Genomic DNA, 19456 nt, shown 5'->3' on the forward strand with positions numbered 1-19456 from the left:
ATACGCGGTTCGCTGCCGTCACTACCTTGATCCGGTCATTTCCGATCGTATTCAAGGGGGTTTTCCATGAGTCTGCTGATTTCCATGGCCGCGTTTGCACTGGCTTCTTCCATCACTCCCGGGCCGGTCAACATCGTGGCGCTGAGTGCCGGTGCACGCTATGGCGTCAGACCAGCCATGCGCCATGTGTTGGGTGCCACGCTGGGCTTTACCCTTTTGTTGCTGCTCATCGGTTTTGGCCTGCATGAAACCTTGCAGCAATGGCCCTTTCTGACCCGAATCATTCAGTGGTCCGGCGTGATATTTCTGCTGTACATGGCGTTTCGACTAGCCATCGACAGTGGACAACTGAACATGAGCGAGCAGGGCGCTGGTCCTTCGCTGGTGCACGGAGCAATCATGCAGTGGCTCAACCCCAAAGCCTGGCTGGCTTCGATAGCCGGCATGGGAGTTTTTGTCGCCAACGGCGAGGCTGCCTTGATCTGGCAATTCGCAGGAATCTACTGCGTGGTGTGCTATCTGTCGCTGGGCTGCTGGGTCTTTGCCGGAAGCTTTCTTGGGCATTGCTTGCGCAGCGCGGCAAGTGTGCGCGTCTTCAACCGCATCATGGCGCTACTACTGGCTGGCTGCGCGGTATATCTGCTGATCTGACCCGTGTCATCACAGCCGATACTGCCCTGGCGTTGCTGCCAGATGCTTTTTGAACTCACGTTGAAAGTGCGCCTGATCGGCAAAGCCTGCCTCCTGAGCAACATCGGCGATCATCTTGCCGCTTTTCAGCTGTCTGCGGGCATGCTGGATCCGCCGATTGAGCAGGTAGGCATGCGGAGTCAGATGATAGCGCTGTTCGAACGAGCGAATCAGGTAGGACGCCGAGAGATTGGCTGCGGCACAAATGTCGGAAAGCCTGATGGGCCGGGTGAAATTGTCGTTGATGTATTCGGCGGCTCGGGCAACGCGAGGTGATGGTGGGCGGGGCCGTGCCGGTGCCGTGCCGAGTGACTCCAGCATCAGGGTAAAGAAGGCCACGGCTGAGCAGTGTTTTTGCAGCGTATCGATTCTCGTATCAGTCAGCGTCTGGAACAGCGCAGTCAATGCAGCGAACAGGATCGAATCATCGCTGTGCGTATGGGGCAATGGTTGAAAACCGTGCCCGGCATTCAACCCCGTTTCGCCCTGAATGTCGCCCAGCCAGCCGCTGTCCACATAGAGCATCAGATACGACCAGGCCTGGTCATTGATCGGGTTGCAGGCATGCACGTCGCCCGGATTCATCAACACTACAGTGCCTGACGTGACGCACTGTGAGGTCTTTTCATGCACATAGGTGCTCTGTCCGGCAGTGATCGCGCCGACGGAAAAGATTTCATGCGAGTGAGGCGCGTAACAGACCCGTCGGCCATCCTCTACAGAACGGGCTTCGATGAACGAAAGGTGCTCATCGCGCCAGAAAAAAGGGGTTGCGGTCGATTTGCTGGGTTCGTTGCGGTTCATGCTGATATCCCGTCGGCAGAGCGACGAGAGTACCGGATGCTGAGCGATATTGGCCATCGCTCATGCGATGTTGGCCTGTCGAGACGAGCTCTGCGCTGACATGCACTGAATGGCGCCCTGCGGCGCTCGGACATGTTCACGCAGAGCGCTGGCGAAGCAGGCTGCGCCTTACTTCTTGACCGGCACGATGTCCATGATCTGGCCATTGACCTTCTGGAAACGCACGTACTTGTCGTTAATCTTTACCCATTCGCTTTCCTTGGCGGGTGTTTCCAGGCCTTTGCTTTTCCAGTCCTTCACTTCCAGGTCGCTGCGACGATATTTTTCCGGAACGCGGGAGCCTACTTCCAGCTCATGGACGTTGTCCTTGGATTCGGTGACTTTCGGGTCCGCCGTCTCTGCCGCGTGAACGGGCAGGGTGACGGCGGAAAAGCAGCCGAGCAAGGTCATGCAGGCGATCAACGATTTGCTGTTCATGTGAAGACTCCCAGTCTTTGGTATCAGGCGATGGCTTAATGCCTCGTAATAACTCGGACCTTCACCATGGCAAATCATTCGATCGGGTTTGCTGTGCTCAGCCTTTCAGTGCCTCGGCGATGGTTGCCGAGAGCGGGGTGGTCGGGCGGCCGATCAGCGCGCTCAACTGGCGACTGTCATCGAACAGGGCGCCCTTGGCAGCAGCGGCATCGGAATCTGCCAGCAACCGGGCCACGAAGTCAGGCAGGCCTGCCTGGATAAGCGCGGCTTCGAATTCGGCCTGTGGCAGGTTGACGTAAGGCAGGGACTTGCCGCTCTGCGTCGACAACTGCGCTGCAAATTCGGACAGCGTGTAGGACTCGTCGCCTGCCAGCTCATACACCTTACCAGCCTGTGTCGTTTCCGATGTCAGCAGCACTGCGGCCGCCTCGGCGTAATCCAGACGCGAAGCAGAGCTGATACGACCCTCGTCGGCACTGCCCATGACCGCGCCATGGGTCAGTGCGCCCGGAATGCCTGCGGTGTAGTTTTCGGTGTACCAGCCATTGCGCAGCAACACGAACGGCAGGCCGCTGGCGCTCAGGTACTCTTCGGTTTCGCTGTGCTCCCTGGCCAGGCTCAATGCCGAGGTCTTGGCACGCAGAACGCTGGTGTAGGCCAGCAGCTTGACCCCGGCGCGCTTGGCCGCATCAATCACCGCCTTGTGCTGCGGCAGGCGCTGACCCACTTCGCTGGAGGAAATCAGCAGCACTTTGTCGGCACCGGCAAATGCACTGTCGAGTGTCGCAGGCTGTGAATAGTCGGCCTGACGAACCTGAGTACCCTGCCTGGACAGATCGGCGGCCTTTTCCGGACTGCGCACGGCGGCGATGATTTGCGAAGCGGGTACGCGGCTGAGCAACTGTTCAATGACGAGGCGGCCAAGCTGGCCTGTGGCACCGGTGACAACGATCATGGAATGATTCCTTGAATCAGGTTGAAAGGAAGCGCCAGCATAGTCATGATGCTTACCTTTAGTAAGTACGTACAAAAAGGTAAGTGTCATGAGCGAATCCGCTTCGCAATCAAGTACCCGGCAATCAGGTGTTATGCAGCAAGGCTTCCCGCCGGAAGCGGCCGAGACGCTATTGGCGCTGGTCCGTCAGGGCCAGGTGCTGGCCACTGACTGTCCTTCGCGGGTGGTGCTCAATCATGTCTGCAGCCGTTGGGGCGTGCTGGTGCTGGTGGTGTTGCGGGGTGGCATGCATCGCTTCAGCGAAGTACGCCGCAAGATCGGCGGGGTAAGCGAGAAAATGCTCGCGCAAACGCTTCAACATCTGGAGCATGATGGTTTCGTCAGCCGCAAGTCGTTGCCGATAGTGCCTCCGCATGTTCAGTACCGCTTGACCCCAATGGGCGAAGAGGTCGCCTTGCAGGTTGAAACCCTCGTCACCTGGATCGAGACCAATCTGCCGCGCATCATGCAGGCCCGCGAAGCGTCGAATACGCTGCAGATCACGCCCGAATGAGTCTTTTCTGACAGATTTTTCATCCTGTGATTGTCGGCTTGATCGCCTGTAATCAGCCGCTTCTTGGTATGGTGCGCGCCGAAATCTTTATATACACGTTTAGTTGCGCCGTTTGCCCTTCACCGAGAAGCTGTAGAAATGCCCAATCCAATTCCCCTGAAAGACCACGAAAAAGAGACGCGGCTGGTCAATCAGCGCCTGATTGCCTGCGCGGTGCTGGTCGGCCTGCTGGCTGCCTGTCTGGTCGCGCGCATGTATTTCCTGCAAGTCACCGAGTTCGACTATCACTCGACCATTTCCGAAAACAACCGTGTTCACGTGCTGCCGATCCCGCCCGAGCGCGGTTTGATCTTTGACCGCAATGGCGAAGTGCTTGCCGACAATCGCCCCAGTTTCAACCTGACCCTGACCCGTGAACGCGCCGGCGACTGGCACAAGGTGATCGACGAACTGATGACCCTGCTGGAATTGCCCGACGAAGACCGGATTCTGTTCGACAAAGAACTGAAGCAGGTCCGTCATCCGTTCGAACCGGCAACATTGCTCTATGAACTCACCGAAGAGCAGATCGCTATTCTGGCGGTCAATCAGTACCTGCTGCCGGGCGTGGACGTGGCGGCGCAGTTCGTTCGCCATTACCCGTTGGGCGCCCATTTCGCGCATTCGATCGGCTACGTCGGCCGCATCAACGAAAAGGAAGCGGCCCATCTCGATAACGAGTATCGCGGCACGCAGTCCATCGGCAAGACCGGCGTCGAGCGCTTCTACGAGTCTGAGCTGCACGGCCACGTAGGCTATGAAGAGGTCGAAACCAACGCCCAGGGCCGCGTGCTGCGCGTGCTGAAACACACTGACCCGGTGCCGGGCAAGAACATTACCCTCACGCTGGACGCGCATTTGCAGGCCGCGGCGGAAAACGCGCTGGGTGATCGACGCGGCTCCGTGGTTGCACTGGACCCGGAAACCGGTGACGTGCTGGCGATGGTCAGCAAGCCAAGCTTCGACCCCAACCTGTTCGTCACCGGCATCAGCTTCAAACAGTATGCGGCGCTGCGCGATTCCATTGACCGGCCACTGTTCAACCGAGTGCTGCGTGGCCTGTACGCACCGGGCTCGACAGTCAAGCCGGAAGTGGCGATTGCCGGTCTCGACAGCGGTGTGATGACCGCCTCGACAAAGGTCTTCGATCCCGGCTACTTCCAGTTGCCGGACTTCGACCACAAATACCGTAACTGGAATCACAGTGGCGATGGCTGGGTGGACATGGACACGGCGATCATGCGTTCCAATGACACCTATTTCTACACGGTGGCGCACAAGCTCGGCATCGACCGCCTGCACGACTACATGACCATGTTCGGTATCGGCCAGAAGGTGTCGCTGGACATGTTCGAGGAGTCTGCAGGGCTTATGCCGTCCCGCGAATGGAAGCGGGCCACGCGTCGCCAGGCATGGTTCCCCGGCGAAACGGTGATTCTCGGCATTGGCCAGGGCTACATGCAGGTCACGCCGTTGCAACTGGCTCAGGCCACTTCACTGATTGCCAGCAAGGGTGTCTGGCATCGACCGCATCTGGCGATGGAAGTCGGTGATAAGGCACCTGTCGACGAGCATCCGATGCCAAATATCGTGTTGCGCGATCCCAATGAATGGAATCAGGTCAATACCGGCATGCAGATGGTCATGCACGATCCCCGCGGCATTGCGCGGGATGCGGCCAAGGGCGCTCAGTACCGCATCGCCGGCAAAAGTGGTACGGCGCAGGTGGTGGCGATCAAGCAGGGTGAGCGCTATAACCGTCTGAAGACCCTTGAGCGTAACCGCGACAACGCCTTGTTCGTCGGTTTCGCGCCGGCCGACCATCCGAAAATCGTCGTGTCGGTGACCATCGAGAACGGCGAGGCGGGTGGCCGGGTAGCAGGCCCCGTGGTGCGGGAGATTCTCGATGCCTGGCTGCTGGACAGCGAGGGCAAGCTCAAGCCTGAGTACGCCACACCCACCAAGGCGCCGGGCAACCCGCACGCCTGATCAGCGTTTTAAAACGCTTGCCGAACGACCGAGCCCTGAACAGGGCTCAGGTTTTCTGAACTGTCGAGAATGCATCGGGTCGACCACAACAGGCGTGGCAGAGCGCTGCGCGCGTTTTACCGAACTCATTATCATTGCCTCGACAAGGAACCCGGAATGTCCAAGACCATTGCCGACCATCTCGCGCAAACCCTCGCAGCGGCGGGTGTTTCGCACATCTGGGGGGTGTCCGGAGACAGCCTCAACGGCCTGACCGACAGCTTGGAACGCACCGATTCGATTCGCTGGATGCACACCCGTCATGAAGAAGTCGCAGCCTTTGCTGCCGGTGCGCAGGCGGCGTCCAGCGGCAAGCTGGCGGTCTGCGCCGGCAGCTGCGGACCGGGCAACCTGCACCTGATCAATGGCCTGTACGACTGCCATCGCAACCGGGTGCCGGTTCTGGCAATTGCTGCGCATATTCCGTCTTCGGAAATCGGTCTGGATTATTTTCAGGAAACCCATCCGCAGGAGCTGTTCAAGGAGTGCAGCCACTTCGTCGAACTGGTCAGCAACCCCGAGCAGTTCCCGCGTGTGCTGGAACGTGCCATGCGTGCTGCGATCAGTCAGAAAGGTGTGGCGGTAATCGTCTTGCCGGGCGACGTGGCGCTCAGCGCTGCGCCGGATGTCGCGGCAAAATGGATCGAGGCTACAGCGCCCAACGTGGTGCCTGCCGAAAACGATCTGCAGTCGATGGCCGACATGCTCAACGATTCCAAAGCCGTCACACTCCTGTGCGGTGCGGGTTGCGAGGGTGCCCACGAGCAGGTTCTGGCGTTGGCGGATACGCTGGGCGCGCCGATCGTTCACGCATTGCGCGGCAAGCAGCATGTCGAATACGACAATCCCTTCGACGTCGGCATGACCGGCCTGATCGGCTTCAGCTCCGGCTACCACGCCATGCTGTCCTGCGACACGCTGGTGATTCTCGGCAGCAGCTTCCCCTATCGGAATTTCTACCCCGAAAAAGCCGACATCATCCAGATCGATCTCGATCCGACCCAGCTAGGGCGTCGCACGCCGGTGGCGCTGGGTCTGGTGGGCGGGGTGCGGGAAACCCTGGAGGCGCTTCAGCCAAAGCTCAGGCCGCACACCGATCGCCGTTTCCTCGACAAGGCCCTGAAGCACTACGCCAAGGCCCGTGAGGAACTGGACGAACTGGCCACCCCGACGCCAGATGGTACGCCGATTCATCCGCAGTACCTCACTCGACTGGTCGACGAGCAGGCGGATGCCGATGCGATCTTTACCGTCGACGTCGGTACGCCGACGCTGTGGGCTGCACGCTATCTGCACATGAATGGCAGGCGCAGTCTGCTCGGCTCGTTCAACCACGGCTCGATGGCCAACGCTTTGCCACAAGCTCTGGGGGCCAAGGCTGAACATCCGGATCGTCAGGTCGTAGCCTTGTGTGGCGACGGCGGTCTGTCCATGTTGCTGGGCGACTTGCTCAGCATTCGTCAGTTGAACCTGCCTATCAAGATGGTGGTGTTCAACAACAGCTCGCTGGGCTTCGTCGACATGGAAATGAAAGCCAGCGGCTACGTGCCGCATGGCACTGACCTGCATGAAACCAACTTCGCCGGGATTGCCCTGGGCGCAGGCATTCTGGGCCTGCGTGTCGAGAACGCCGAAGAGTTGCCTGCCGCCTTGCGCAAGGCGTTCGATCATCCCGGTCCGGTGCTGATCGACGTTGTCACTGCCAAGCAGGAGCTGGGCATCCCACCGAAAATCAAGCTGGCCCAGGCCAAGGGCTTCAGCCTGTACATGATGCGCGCGATCATGAGCGGGCGCGGCAGTGAAGTGCTGGAGCTGGCGAAAACCAACCTGCGTTAATCAGTTATAAAAAACGTATGGGTTGAATAGAAAAAAGTTGCAACTTCTATCCATCGAGATTGTCTTCGCCGTTACAGGTGACACTCTCGGTGGATTTATATTTCTCTTCTCATCATAACCGCCCAAGGCGGTCATTTCTTTGTGGATCCAAACTTCTTGCACCCTGTGCTTTATTGAGTTCGCTGTTTGAACTAACAAATTCAAATAGTGGGTAAAGCTTCCCGGAAGACAGCCGAGACAGTGATACGGAAGCAAGATCGGCTACGGCAGGCTGATTACCGAACAGTCCCTGGCGAAAAAAAACGTCGACGCTACAGAACGTTACGCCCTGGATATTCTTTATAGAAAAGTCTGCACGTCATGAGGTCTGCAATGCTTAGAAATGCTCCTTTGAGTATGAAACTGCTGCTTATTTTAATATTCCCCCTATTGGGCTTCCTTGCCTTTGCAGGTTTGTTCGTCGCTGACAAAAGTGAAAACCTCGGTGATATGAGGCGCGCAGTGACAGCCACCAGCGCCGCACAGAAAGTGAGTGACGTAGTCACCACTCTCCAGCGCGAACGTGGCGCCAGCGGCGTATTTCTGGGTAGCGGCGGCAAGTCCATGCAGGACAAGCTGAAGACGTTTCGTCAGGAAACCGACAAGGCTATAAGTGAGATGCGCGCCCAGTCCACCGACGGTATTCCCGGACCTGATAAGGTCAACCGCGCATTCGAGGAGCTGATCGCTCTGCGCCTCAAGGTGGACTCACTCGGGATCAACAATACAGAATCCGGTACGCGCTTCACCGACATCATCAAGACACTCATCGGCTTCTCTTACTCAATGGAATCGAGTATCGAGGATCCGGAAATATTGCGCGGCCTGAGCTCGCTCAATCAGTTCGTGGATATGAAGGAACGTGCCGGTCGCGAGCGTGTATTGCTTGGTCTGGCATTCAACCAGAACCGGTTTGACGCCGCACTGTTATCGCGCTTCAGTCGCAACCTGGGCGAGTTCTCGGGGTATTTCGAAGCGTTCCAGCGCTGGTCACCTGAAGCCTTCAAAACCAAACTCAATGCCGTTTTGCAGCAACCAGGATCGCTCGAAGTGGCCCGCTTGCAACGCCTGGGCTTCGATACTCCGCTGGGTGACCCGCTCAACGTCAAGCCGGAAGACTGGTTCAACCTTGCGACCGTGCGTATCGACATGATGGCGCAGGTGGAGGCAGAGCTTGGCCAGAACGTCGTCGGCCTGGCAATGGATGCGCGCAGCTCCGCTCAAAGCAGCCTGTACGTGGCGGTTGCCATTGTCGTCCTGATGCTGATCGTCGTTCTGTGGCTGGCGTCGGTGATCATCCGTAACATCAAGGTTGCGGTGGTCGATGTGAACCGCACGCTGATGGCACTTTCCACACGTGATCTGACCGCCCGGACCCGTTATGTCGGCAAGGACGAGTTCGGCGAGATCTCGCGCAATCTGGACAACATGGCGCAACAGATCAGTGAGGTCATCCGCGACATCGGCAGCGCCACGGCACAGGTTGCCACCGCCGCCGAGCAGTCTTCCGCAGTGGCGTTGCAAACCAATCAGAACGTGGCGCAACAACGCCAGGGCACTGATCAGGTCGCCACTGCCATCAGCGAGATGAGTGCCACTGTGAAGGATGTAGCACGCAGCACCACTGACGCGGCCGAGATGTCGCAGCGCGTCAACAACAGCACCCTGCAGGGCAAGACCGAAATCGACAACACCATCGGCCTGATTCAGGGGCTCTCGGTGCAGGCAGAAGAGACTTCACGGATCATTGACGAGCTCAAGGGCGAGAGCAACTCGATCTCCTCGGTGCTCGATGTCATTCGTGGCGTCGCTGACCAGACCAACCTGCTGGCGCTCAACGCAGCCATTGAGGCTGCACGTGCCGGCGAGCAGGGGCGTGGTTTCGCGGTGGTTGCCGACGAAGTGCGCAATCTGGCCAAGAAGACTCAGGACTCTACCGTCAGCATCCAGAAAATGATCGCCAACCTGCAGTCCGGCTCGGAACGCGCTGCCGCGTCGATGCAGGAAACCCTGGGCAAGGCGCAGGAGGGTGCCAGCAACGTCGTGCGCGCTGGTGAACTGCTGGAAGAGATCGCAGAAGGCATCGCGACCATCAGCGACCGCAACATTCAGGTCGCTTCGGCCGCTGAAGAGCAAAGCTTGGTGGCCGAAGAGATCCACCGCAACGTCGACGACATCAACTCGCTGGTCATCCAGGTCAGTGCCGGTGCCGAGCAGACCGCCGTCACCAGTCGCGAACTTGCGCGTCTGGCGGAGCAGCAGCAGGGGCTGGTGGGTCGCTTCAAGGTGAGCTGACAGTCAGCTGTTTGTGTGTTGTGAAAAGGCCTGGAAGCGAACGCTTTCAGGCCTTTTTGCTGGTCTTCAGAGGCCGTCGTGCCGATGTCCCTGACCACCCTTGATAACCTGTACCCCCATGACCATTCAGTCACCTTTTTACGTAACCCCACGTCCCTCATACGATTATGTAGTGATAAAAAATAATCACTACATAATCGTTGACGTGCCCATTTTCCTTTTGCATTATGCAGCTGTCTCCCCGATCGGGAGCGCTGCAAAAGGTGTGATGAACAGGCTCGGCAAGCCGTCGAGATGTTCCCGGATGTAGGCTGCCCACAAGGCAGATTGATGGAGCTGAACTGGCATTTGTCGTCGATAAGGGCGAGAAGCTGGCGAAATGTCCTCATGATGCTTGTAACGGATCGATTGCCGATCCTGGGCCGGGTCTTTGGGTTTCGTGACTTCTTCTCTCTACGCTGATGCCGCTGTGTAGCGGCTCTTCATCAAGGCTACCTGCATGTCCTTGAGGGCTGGAACGGTATTCGACGCACACTCAATCGTGTGCATTGCTGAAGTTCTGGCGCATGAACTTGATGTATCAATTATTGAACAGTCTACGAGCGAAGGGGCATCAACATGAATATCAACACACAACCGACTATTGATGAACTGGCTCGTCTGTTTGCGGCGTGCAAAGACACGCTGGATAATCATATCGCCTGGGTGGCCGAGTCGGGTGAAGTTCGCGTCGACGCCATGTCGCCGTTCACGCAAGAGCACGAGTTTCGTGATGCGCACCCGCAACTGCGCGCATCCCTGAAGATGTTCCGTCGTGGCCAGGGTTATGTCGGCAAGAAAGCCGCTGCCGATCGTGCCTATATGGAGAACACGCTGCAGGCGTTGAAAGGTGAGTGGCAGAAGACTCGTCGGCAGGCGCACTCGCAGGTTGCCTGAGTAGGGCATCGCAGGTCCTGAAGCCTGTTCCCGATACTGATCGGGAACAGGCTTTTTGGTTTTCGTCACCGGGACGGCGAGGGCCTACAGGTTGTACAAAGCGTTTTTGGTGGTATAGATTCCGGCCATGAGTCAGCGATTCTGACTCTTCTCACTCGCTGCCTGTGGTGACTGTCACGGCAGTGCCTGCACATGACATAAACAGAGGTTGCCGATGCGTGCGCCACGATGGTTATGGTTGGTGATGTTGCTCAGCGCTGGCGCTTCGGCGGATTGGCGTGAGGCATTGCCCAATGCTCAGGTCGTCGGTGGCGGTGACCTCAGTCTGTTCGGTTTTCGCATCTATACGGCCAGGTTGCTAAGCCCCGCCAAGCCCTTCGTCGCGGATGCACCGCTGGCTCTCGAGCTGACCTACCACCGCGACATTGACCGGGAAGACCTCGTCGATGCCAGTATCGATGAGATCAAGCGTATTTCCGGTGCGAAGGTGAACGAACAGCAACTGACTGAATGGCGCCAGCAGATGAACCAGTCATTTGTCGACGTCCAGCCGGGCATGAAGATTACCGGTGTGTACCTGCCTGGCCGCGAAGCGCGGTTTTATGTTGGCGACAAGCTCCAGCATGTGGTGCCCGACAGCCAGTTCGCCAAGGCTTTCTTTTCCATCTGGCTTGACCCGAAAACCCGTAACCCGGAGCTTCGCGAGCAGTTGCTCGGCAGTACCGGCTCATGACCCATCAAGGAGGGCGCATGCTGAGAAAGTGGATGTTGATGTTGTGTGCAGGGCTTGTACTGAGCGGCTGCGGCGGTGTGCCGGTAACCCGTTACAGTCAGGAAGAGCCCAAGCTCGATCTGAGACAGTACTTCACCGGGCGTGTCGAGGCCTGGGGAATGTTTCAAAAGCGCTCCGGTGAAGTCACCAAGCGCTTTACCGTGGTGATCGACGGGCACAGTGAAGGCGAAGTGCTGGTCATGCACGAGGCCTTCAGCTACAGCGATGGCACCAAACAGGTCCGGGAGTGGCGCTTGCGTCCCGATGGTCCGGGGCGCTGGAAGGGCACGGCAGGTGACGTGGTTGGCGAGGCCTATGGCGAAGTGTCAGGCAACAGCTTCCACTGGAACTATGTGCTCAGGTTGCCGGTGGATGGCACCGAGTATGACGTGAGCCTGGATGACTGGATGTACCTGATCGACAAGCAGACCATGGCCAATCGTTCGTCGATGACCAAGCTGGGTGTCGAAGTCGGGCAGATCACCTTGTTCTTTCGCAAGGCTGGTAAATAAATAACGCCTCATATGAGGCGTCATCCTTCAGGGCGGCTGTCAGCCGCCCGTCATATTCATGAAGCGCACCACCTGCACGCCATCGTCGTGGGTGAAGTTGTGGCTCCACGGCTTGAGCTGCATGGCGTCGATGATGGCTTTTTCCAGCTTTTCCGGCTGGCCGGGATTGGCGCGCAATACCGCCTTCAAATCCACGGAATGCTCGTTGCCCAGGCACAGCAGCAAGCGACCTTCGACGGTCATGCGCACGCGATTGCAGGTGCCGCAGAAGTTGTGGCTGTGCGGCGAGATGAAGCCGATGCGAATGCCCGGTGCCTCGGCCAGGCGCCAGTAGCGCGATGGCCCTTGAGTCGAGTCAGTGGAAGGCACCAGGGTGTAACGTTCGGCAATGCGTTCGCGCACCTGATCGCTGGAGTAGAAGGATTCGGCGCGGCTGTGTTCGCTGATGATGCCCAGCGGCATTTCTTCGATAAACGAAACGTCCAGGTTGCGATCGATGGCGAACGCCAGCAGGTCGTTGATCTCATCATCGTTGCGACCATGCATCACCACGCAGTTGAGCTTGGTGTGCACAAAACCGGCGGCGTTGGCGGCATCGATGCCGGCAATCACCTTGTGCAGATCGCCTGTGCGGGTCAGCTCGCGGAAACGCTGTGGATCGAGGCTGTCCAGGCTGATGTTCAGGCGCGTGACGCCGGCCTTGAACAGCGGGGCAGCCAGTTTGTCCAGCTGCGAACCGTTGGTGGTCATGCACAATTCACGCAGGCCGGGCAGGGCGGCGATCTTCTCGCAAAGCCCGACCACACCTGCGCGTACCAGCGGTTCACCACCGGTCAGACGAATCTTGCGCGTGCCCAGTGCCACGAAGCGCTCGGCCACCTGGAGGATCTCTTCCAGCGACAGAATCTGTTGTCGAGGCAGAAACGTCATCTCTTCGGCCATGCAGTACACGCAGCGAAAATCGCAGCGGTCGGTGACCGACATGCGCAGATAATCGACCTTACGTGCAAAGCGGTCCATCAGGACGGGTTCTGACATTTCACCTTCTAAATAATCGAGTGGGCTGTATTACCGGGTTTGGAGGCCAGTGCGTGACAAGGGTTCAGCCAATTTGCAGAGTGCCGGTTTCTGGCCTGATTGCAGGCTGGCAAAGTGCCTTGTGCGTATAAACATAGTAGCCGCACGCATTGCGGTTTGCACTGGCCGGATGACGCCACGCTAACCGAGTCGAAATGCCGCAGTCCAATTGCTTGTTCCAATACGCTCATCGACACGCTCTATGGCGCTTTGCCTTGATGACTGATCAAGCAGGCCTGGCGGCGGAACTGCGCTCGTAACGCTCCAGCAAAGGCTGGATACTGATGCCGTGTACCAGAATGCTCAGGGCGACGACCGAGAGGGTCATGCCAACGACGACGTGGCCGACATCGTGTGCCAGACCATGCGACAAGGCAAAACACAGGTAATAAAGACTGCCGATCCCACGAATACCGAACCAGCCAACCAGTGCTTTTTGTCGGACATTGAGCAGGCGACGACTCACCAGCAACCAGACGCTGGCAGGACGAATCACGCAGAACAGCGCGATACCCAGGCCAATGGCTCGCCAGTCCCAGTACATCGCCAGCGCCGCGCCCAGCAGGGTGATCAGCAGGACTTCCATGGCGCGCTCCACCAGACTACCGAACGCCAGCATATCGCCCATCATCACGCCGGCAGCCAGTTGCGAGTCGCTCATGTCGTCGACCTGCGCGACCGTGCCCTGCTCGAGGGAGGACGTCATATGCCCGAGGACCGGCTGCGCGACGTGCTCGGACGGCAGCTCTGACCGCGTGACACGTACCTCAGCCTGACGCAGCCCGAATCCGGCGGCAAATACCGAAAGAAAGCCAAAGGCACCCACGCTTTGCGCAACGACATAAGCCAGGGCGATCAGTGCCAGCGCCAGAAAGTCATTGGGCGAGGTGGTGCTGTCGGCGTTCTTGATGCGCAGAAAGATCATCAGATGGCCGACCCCGCGGCCCATCCCGTAACCAATCAACAGACCGGCCGGCACCGCCCAGATCAAATCCTTGATCAGCCATCCCTGGACCCAGTCGCCCATCGCGCCCCCGGAACTCAGGTACAGCAAGGCAAAAATCACGAATGGAAACGCGGTTCCGTCGTTGAGGCCCGCTTCGCCGGACAGGCCGAAGCGCAGGCGGTCCTGATCCCGGGCATTGTTGACCTGGACCATCCCGGCCAGTACCGGGTCCGTCGGCGACAGCATCGCGCCGAGCAACAAAGACACGCCCCAGTCCAGGCCAATGATGTAGTGCCCCGCGACCGTCACGCCAGCGATGGTCGCCAGCATCACCGGCCCGGCCAGCCAATAGGCTGAATGCCAGGCTTTGCCGCGCAAGGGCAGGCGCAACTTGATGCCCGTACCGAACAGCGAAAACAGCACCGCCACTTCGGTCAGGCGTTCCAGCCACTCGTAGGATTTCTCGAAATCCAGATCGACGATATCCAGGCCCATCGGGCCGATGCCGAAGCCGAATCCCAGGCACACGGCCGATGTGGTCACAGGCATCCAGCGCAGGTAAGAGGAAGTGAGCGCCAATAGCATCAACAGCACGCCAAGCACGCCCATGCAGACAATAAAACTCATAGAGAAAGAACCACCGTCAAAATGCGCCCGAAGCAGAGGGCGTAACGGTGGGACTCCCGTGCACGGTAATAAGTTGAAATAATTTGCCGGATGGCAATCAGCATGCGTCTTTTACGCACGGCGATGCCTTTCGGCGTCGCCGTGGACCTCTAGCGCTCGATGCTGCGGCTCCAGCGTGCGTTCCACTCGGGACGGATCTGATTGACCTGATCCCAGTCGATGGTCACCGCCGTTTCCAGGTACTTCTCCATGGCCTCGACCTGACTGCGTGTCTTGTCAGTGGTCGGGGTTTTCGGGTTCGACGGGATCTGGTCACCGAACTCCAGCGCAGGCGCCTGTGCTTCTGGTGTCAGCAGGTAGGCCGCCAGCTTCTGGGCCAGCTCCGGCTGGTTGTTATTGGCTATCGCACATTCAGCCACGTTCAACACCACGCCGCCTTCCTTGGGCGATGCATATTCCACCGGTACACCCTTGATCTTCAGCGCGGTGACCTGGGTGGGTGTCAGCGGGAACAGGGCGGCTTCGTCGGTCTGCACCATTTCCGAGATCTTGGCCGAGCTGGCGATGTATTCCAGTACGTTCGGGCCGATGGTCTTCGGCCAGGCCTTGAAGCCGGGTTCGACGTCTTTCTCGCTGCCGCCCTGGATACGGTTGAACATCAGAAAGCCATGCAGGCCGAAGGTCGAGGAGGCCAGTGACTGGAACACCACCTTGTCCTTGAAACGTTTATCGGCCAGGTCCATCCACGAGGTGGGCGCGCTCCAGCCCTGCTCCTTGAACATCCGTGTGTTGTAGGCCAGGCCGGTCACGCCCAGGCTGACGGCTGCTGCCTGTTCCTTGATTTTGGCCTTGGCAGGCAGGTCGGCCAGACTGGCGCTGGGCTGCAGCGTGTCGCACAGGCCCATGGAAATAGCCCGATACATGATGCCGTCGTCGAGAAAGATGACGTGCATCTGCGGGTTGTCCTTACTCGCCTGAACCTTGGCGAGGATGTCGGCCGATGTGCCAGGCACGATCACCACCTTGACGTTGTTGGCCTTCTCGAAAGCCGGCAGCACCTGATCGGCATAAAGGCGCTCCATGGTCCCACCGTTCATGCCCAGGTACAGCGTGGTTTCGGCCATGACAGGCGTGGACAGAAGTGCGGCGGCCAGCGGCAGGCAGGACAGCCCGGTGAGGGCGAGACGTTTGGTACTTTTCATAGGGACGACCTTCCTCTGTGCAATGGGATGACGTTCGTAACAAGTTCGATGGCAGGGGTTTGCAGGGCGATTTGCTGAAAGCGGCCGATGGAAAACGCATCGAGCGAAATCCGTGAGGCACCTTCGCAGACCCATTCGGCCAGCGCTTCACCCGCTGCCGGACCGATCTGAAAGCCCGCCCCGGCAAAGCCGAAGCCGTGCAGCAGACCTGGATGGGTCAGGCTTGGGCCCAGCACCGGTTCACGGTCCGGCAGATAGCCTTCGGTGCCGCTCCAGGTGCGAATGGCCTGAGCGCCGGCGAGTGGCGGGTAGAGTTCGACGGCGTTGCGCAGGATATCCAGCACCGCCGCCTGTCCCGGTCTGGTGCGTGCCGGGTCGAGGGCAAAGCCTTGTCCGCCGCCCAGAACGCAATTGCCGCGAGCCACTTGCCGGGCATAAATGCCGCCGCCTTCGACACCGGTGCTAACGTCCATAAACATCGGCAGCGGTTCTGTCACCAGCATTGCCGGGTGCCCTGAATACATCGGCACCGGTTCGTTGAATTGTGCTGCCAGCGCTGCGGCCCACGCCCCGGCGCAGTTGAGCAGCCAAGTGGCGCACAGTGTCAGACCGCTGGCGGTGGTGACGACGAACACGTTGCCGTCGTGGCTGACTTCACTGACCGGCGCCTGCTCGAACACCTGTGCGCCTGCCCGACGAGCAGCGCGGGCGAAGGCCGGCGATACCAGACGTGGATTAGCGTGTCCGTCGTCGGCGCACAGCGATGCACCGACAGCGACATCGCCGGCCCAGGGATAACGCGCGCGCAGCTGATCACGATCAAGCAGTTGCAAATCCAGGCTGAATCCCTGGCTGGCTTCGGCGTAGGCGCGCAAGGCATTCATGTCCTGTTCGCTGCGCGCCAGTTTGAGGTGGCCCGAGCGCTGGTACTCGCCGTCGATGCCGATCAGCTCACGCAGGTTGCCCCATATCTGATGCGCCCTTTGCGACAAGGGCAACTGCGACAACGGACGGCCCTGACGCCGCACGCCTCCGTAATTGACCCCGCTGGAGTGCGATCCGCAAAAATCGCGTTCCAGCAAGGCGACCCGCTTGCCCTTCAGGGCCAGCGTCAAGGCTGCCGAGGCGCCAACAATGCCGCCGCCGATGACAATCGCATCGGTTTCAATCAGTGTGCTCATGGTTGCGTCTCCACCGATTGCTTCTCCATGGGCTGCATCCCCAGACCGAAGGGCAGCGGCTTGATCGGTGCCTGACCGCGCAGGCGGCCGACGTGCTCGACGGACCGGCCGCTCTCGCGGGCGATGATCTCGGCCGCGGCCAGGCCACACATCCGGCCCTGACAGCGCCCCATACCGACCCGGCACATGGCCTTGACCCGGTTGATCTCCCAATGACCGTCCTGCACGGCACGGCGAATCTCGCCTGCAGAGACTTCTTCGCAGCGGCACACCAGCGTGTCATCCGCCACGTTGGCGGCCCAGTCCTCAGGGAACGGAAACGCGGTTTCCAGCCCGTGGCGGAAGCGTTCGATGCGTCGCAAGGCAGTTTTAAGCGTGTCGGCACGGGTGGTGTCTGCCACCACACCGATGTCTTGCAGCAGCCCGAGCGCGGCCAGTTCTCCGGCCATTTCAGCAGCGTCTGCGCCCATGATTCCCGCACCGTCGCCCGCCAGATAGATGCCTGACACGCTGCTGCGTCCACAGTCGTCGCGGGTCGGCAGCCACGCCCGGTTGAGCGCGCTCCAGGCGAATTCACAGCCCAGCAGGTCAGCCAGTTGCGTCTCGCTGCGCAGAGCATGGGCAAAAGCGACCGCGTCACAAGCCAGGTGGCCCGACTTACCGTTGCGTTGCCATTGAATGCCGTCTACGCGCTTTTCCCCGTCGATGTGTGTGAGCTGCGCACCTTGATGCACGGGAATGCCGTGTGCACTCAGCCACGCCCGGTAATACATGCCTTTGGCCAGCGTTGCCGGTTGGCCCAGCAGGGCCGGCAATGCTTTGCATTGCGCCGAAAACGGCGCGCTGTCGAGCACCGCCAGCACCTTCGCGCCAGCCTTGGCGTACTGGTAAGCGACCAGATACAGCAACGGGCCGCTGCCACAAAACACCACGCGCTGGCCAATCGCACAGCCCTGATATTTGAGCGCGATCTGCGCTGCGCCGAGGCTGTACACGCCGGGCAGGGTCCAGCCGGGCACCGGCAGAATTCGGTCGGTGGCTCCGGTGGCGACGATCAGGTGGCTGAAATCAACAGTGGCGGCGGTACCGTTTTGCAGGGTATCGAGTTGGTGATTTTCGGCGTTCCAGACCAGCGTCTGCGGCCGATAGTCGATCTGTGCGGCCAGCGTGTCGAGCGCGTCGTGCACCGCGACCGCCTTGGCGCTTTCAAAGCCGTAGAGCGCCTTGGCCGAGCGCTGGAAGTTGTCCGGCTGGCGACGGTAGATCTGGCCGCCGCCGCGCAGCCCTTCATCGATCAGGCAGGCCTTGATGTCGTGGGCCAGTAGCGTCTGGGCGGCGCGAATGCCGGCCGGTCCTGCGCCGACAATGGCAATTGTCTGATCGCTCATACGCAGCGCCCCGGTTCACGAATCACCGCCTGACCGGCCTCCAGCAGCGTCGAACAGGCACGCACGCGCTGACCGTCACCCAGCCTCACCCAGCAGTCCTGACAGGCGCCCATCATGCAGAAACCGGCGCGAGGTTCGGCGCTGAAGTCACTGCCGCGCAAGTGTTCGCTGGCGGTCAGTACCGCGGTCAGCAAGGTATCGCCCAACAGACCGCTGGCCGGCTGGCCGTCAAGGGTGAAGGACAGAACCGGGCGATCATGTTCGGTCAGTCGTTTCAGCAATGCCATAACGTGAAAGCTCCGGATTAATGTTTGCCGACCAGCACGCGATCCAGCCCGTAGACCCGGTCGAGCAGGATCATGGTGGCGGCGGTGAGGGCGATGACCAGTGCCGATACGGCGGCCATCATCGGATCGATGGATTCGGTGGCGTAGACATACATGCGCACCGGCAGGGTCTGCGTCGCGGGCGATGTAACGAAGATCGACAGCGTGACTTCATCGAAACTGTTGATGAACGCCAGTAACCAGCCGCCTGCCACGCCGGGCAGAATCATTGGCAGGGTGATCTGCCGAAACAGCGTGAAACGGTCGGCCCCCAGAGACTCGGCGGCGTGCTCGGCGCTGCGGTCGATGCCGATTGCCGCCGCCAGTACCAGGCGCAGTACGTAAGGCGTGATGACCAGGACATGGGCGAAGATCAGCCAGGTGAAGCTGCCGTTCACACCCATAAGCGCAAACAGGCGCAGCATCGCCACCCCCAGCACCAAATGAGGAATGATGATCGGCGAGAGAAACAGGGCGTTGAAAAAATTGCGACCGGGAAATGTATGACGCGTGATTGCCAGTGCGGCAGGTACCGCGATCAGCGTGGCCAGCGTCGCCGATACGAACGCCAGGGTCAGGCTGTTGTAGAACGAATCGATAAAGTCGGCGCGCTCGAAGACGGCCTTGAACCAGCGCAGCGAGAAATGGGTGGTGGGCAGGCTCAGGGTGTTTTCCGGGGTGAACGCCACCAGGCACACCACGACCAGCGGGGCCATCATGAAGATCACCACCAGCGCATGAAACGAGAGGGCCAACGGACCGTTCTTGGACAT

General features: G+C 59.6%; 18 protein-coding genes. 8 read left to right on the forward strand and 10 right to left on the reverse strand.

Going from position 1 to position 19456, the window contains the following annotated elements; translation table 11 throughout:
* Nucleotides 1-66 precede the first annotated feature (66 nt).
* A complete protein-coding gene (locus PI739_RS06605; RefSeq protein ID WP_003367275.1) occupies nt 67-651 on the forward strand; it encodes a LysE family translocator in 585 nt (194 codons plus the stop codon).
* A 9-nt stretch (nt 652-660) separates the two neighbouring features.
* Here PI739_RS06605 and PI739_RS06610 read toward each other — a convergent pair whose 3' ends face one another.
* The 3 genes from PI739_RS06610 to PI739_RS06620 form a co-directional block, all read right to left on the reverse strand.
* Nucleotides 661-1494, reverse strand: coding sequence for an AraC family transcriptional regulator (locus PI739_RS06610; RefSeq protein WP_003367277.1), 834 nt, complete (start codon nt 1492-1494; stop codon nt 661-663).
* A 168-nt stretch (nt 1495-1662) separates the two neighbouring features.
* Nucleotides 1663-1971, reverse strand: a complete 309-nt coding sequence (locus PI739_RS06615; RefSeq protein WP_003367279.1) for an RcnB family protein — start codon at nt 1969-1971, stop codon at nt 1663-1665.
* Nucleotides 1972-2068: 97 nt separating this feature from the next.
* A complete protein-coding gene (locus tag PI739_RS06620) occupies nt 2069-2926 on the reverse strand; it encodes an SDR family oxidoreductase (RefSeq protein WP_054081802.1) in 858 nt (285 codons plus the stop codon).
* Nucleotides 2927-3014: 88 nt separating this feature from the next.
* On the opposite strand from PI739_RS06620, the gene PI739_RS06625 reads away from it, so the two are divergent.
* From PI739_RS06625 to PI739_RS06655, 7 genes are all read left to right on the forward strand, one after another.
* Entirely contained in the window at nt 3015-3479 is a 465-nt protein-coding gene (locus PI739_RS06625) for a winged helix-turn-helix transcriptional regulator (RefSeq protein WP_072364800.1), read from the forward strand.
* Nucleotides 3480-3617: 138 nt separating this feature from the next.
* Complete coding sequence (gene mrdA / locus PI739_RS06630) at nt 3618-5507, forward strand: penicillin-binding protein 2 (RefSeq protein ID WP_044308376.1); 1890 nt, start codon at nt 3618-3620, stop codon at nt 5505-5507.
* Between the two features lie 156 nt (nt 5508-5663).
* Entirely contained in the window at nt 5664-7382 is a 1719-nt protein-coding gene (gene poxB, locus PI739_RS06635) for a ubiquinone-dependent pyruvate dehydrogenase (RefSeq protein WP_054081800.1), read from the forward strand.
* Nucleotides 7383-7754: 372 nt separating this feature from the next.
* The gene (locus PI739_RS06640; protein WP_054081799.1) at nt 7755-9716 is read left to right on the forward strand and encodes a methyl-accepting chemotaxis protein; all 1962 of its coding nucleotides are present in this window, start codon (nt 7755-7757) and stop codon (nt 9714-9716) included.
* Nucleotides 9717-10334: 618 nt separating this feature from the next.
* Complete coding sequence (locus tag PI739_RS06645) at nt 10335-10652, forward strand: hypothetical protein (protein WP_003367294.1); 318 nt, start codon at nt 10335-10337, stop codon at nt 10650-10652.
* A gap of 214 nt (nt 10653-10866) precedes the next feature.
* The gene (locus PI739_RS06650) at nt 10867-11385 is read left to right on the forward strand and encodes a chalcone isomerase family protein (protein WP_054081798.1); all 519 of its coding nucleotides are present in this window, start codon (nt 10867-10869) and stop codon (nt 11383-11385) included.
* A gap of 17 nt (nt 11386-11402) precedes the next feature.
* Complete coding sequence (locus PI739_RS06655) at nt 11403-11936, forward strand: DUF3833 domain-containing protein (RefSeq protein ID WP_003367296.1); 534 nt, start codon at nt 11403-11405, stop codon at nt 11934-11936.
* Nucleotides 11937-11975: 39 nt separating this feature from the next.
* On the opposite strand, the gene moaA is transcribed toward PI739_RS06655, so the two are convergent.
* The 7 genes from moaA to PI739_RS06690 all read right to left on the reverse strand — a co-directional run bounded on the left by moaA (nt 11976) and on the right by PI739_RS06690 (nt 19456).
* Entirely contained in the window at nt 11976-12974 is a 999-nt protein-coding gene (gene moaA, locus PI739_RS06660) for a GTP 3',8-cyclase MoaA (protein ID WP_003317890.1), read from the reverse strand.
* Nucleotides 12975-13239: 265 nt separating this feature from the next.
* Complete coding sequence (locus PI739_RS06665) at nt 13240-14586, reverse strand: cation:proton antiporter (RefSeq protein ID WP_054081797.1); 1347 nt, start codon at nt 14584-14586, stop codon at nt 13240-13242.
* Nucleotides 14587-14735: 149 nt separating this feature from the next.
* Nucleotides 14736-15788 carry an ABC transporter substrate-binding protein gene (locus PI739_RS06670; protein ID WP_003367301.1) on the reverse strand — a complete coding sequence of 351 codons (1053 nt, stop codon included), beginning with the start codon at nt 15786-15788 and terminating at the stop codon, nt 14736-14738.
* Nucleotides 15785-16969 (reverse strand): NAD(P)/FAD-dependent oxidoreductase, encoded by a 1185-nt coding sequence (locus tag PI739_RS06675; RefSeq protein WP_054081796.1) that lies wholly within the window; start codon nt 16967-16969, stop codon nt 15785-15787. The genes PI739_RS06670 and PI739_RS06675 overlap by 4 nt, the downstream gene beginning before the upstream one ends.
* Complete coding sequence (locus tag PI739_RS06680) at nt 16966-18357, reverse strand: FAD/NAD(P)-dependent oxidoreductase (protein ID WP_003432865.1); 1392 nt, start codon at nt 18355-18357, stop codon at nt 16966-16968. Before PI739_RS06680 ends, PI739_RS06675 begins: the two co-directional genes overlap by 4 nt.
* A complete protein-coding gene (locus PI739_RS06685) occupies nt 18354-18644 on the reverse strand; it encodes a (2Fe-2S)-binding protein (protein ID WP_003432864.1) in 291 nt (96 codons plus the stop codon). Before PI739_RS06685 ends, PI739_RS06680 begins: the two co-directional genes overlap by 4 nt.
* A 17-nt stretch (nt 18645-18661) precedes the next feature.
* Nucleotides 18662-19456: an ABC transporter permease gene (locus PI739_RS06690; protein ID WP_003432863.1), complete on the reverse strand. Its 795-nt coding sequence runs from the start codon at nt 19454-19456 to the stop codon at nt 18662-18664.

The organism is Pseudomonas cerasi (assembly GCF_027983475.1).
GTDB lineage: Bacteria > Pseudomonadota > Gammaproteobacteria > Pseudomonadales > Pseudomonadaceae > Aquipseudomonas > Aquipseudomonas cerasi.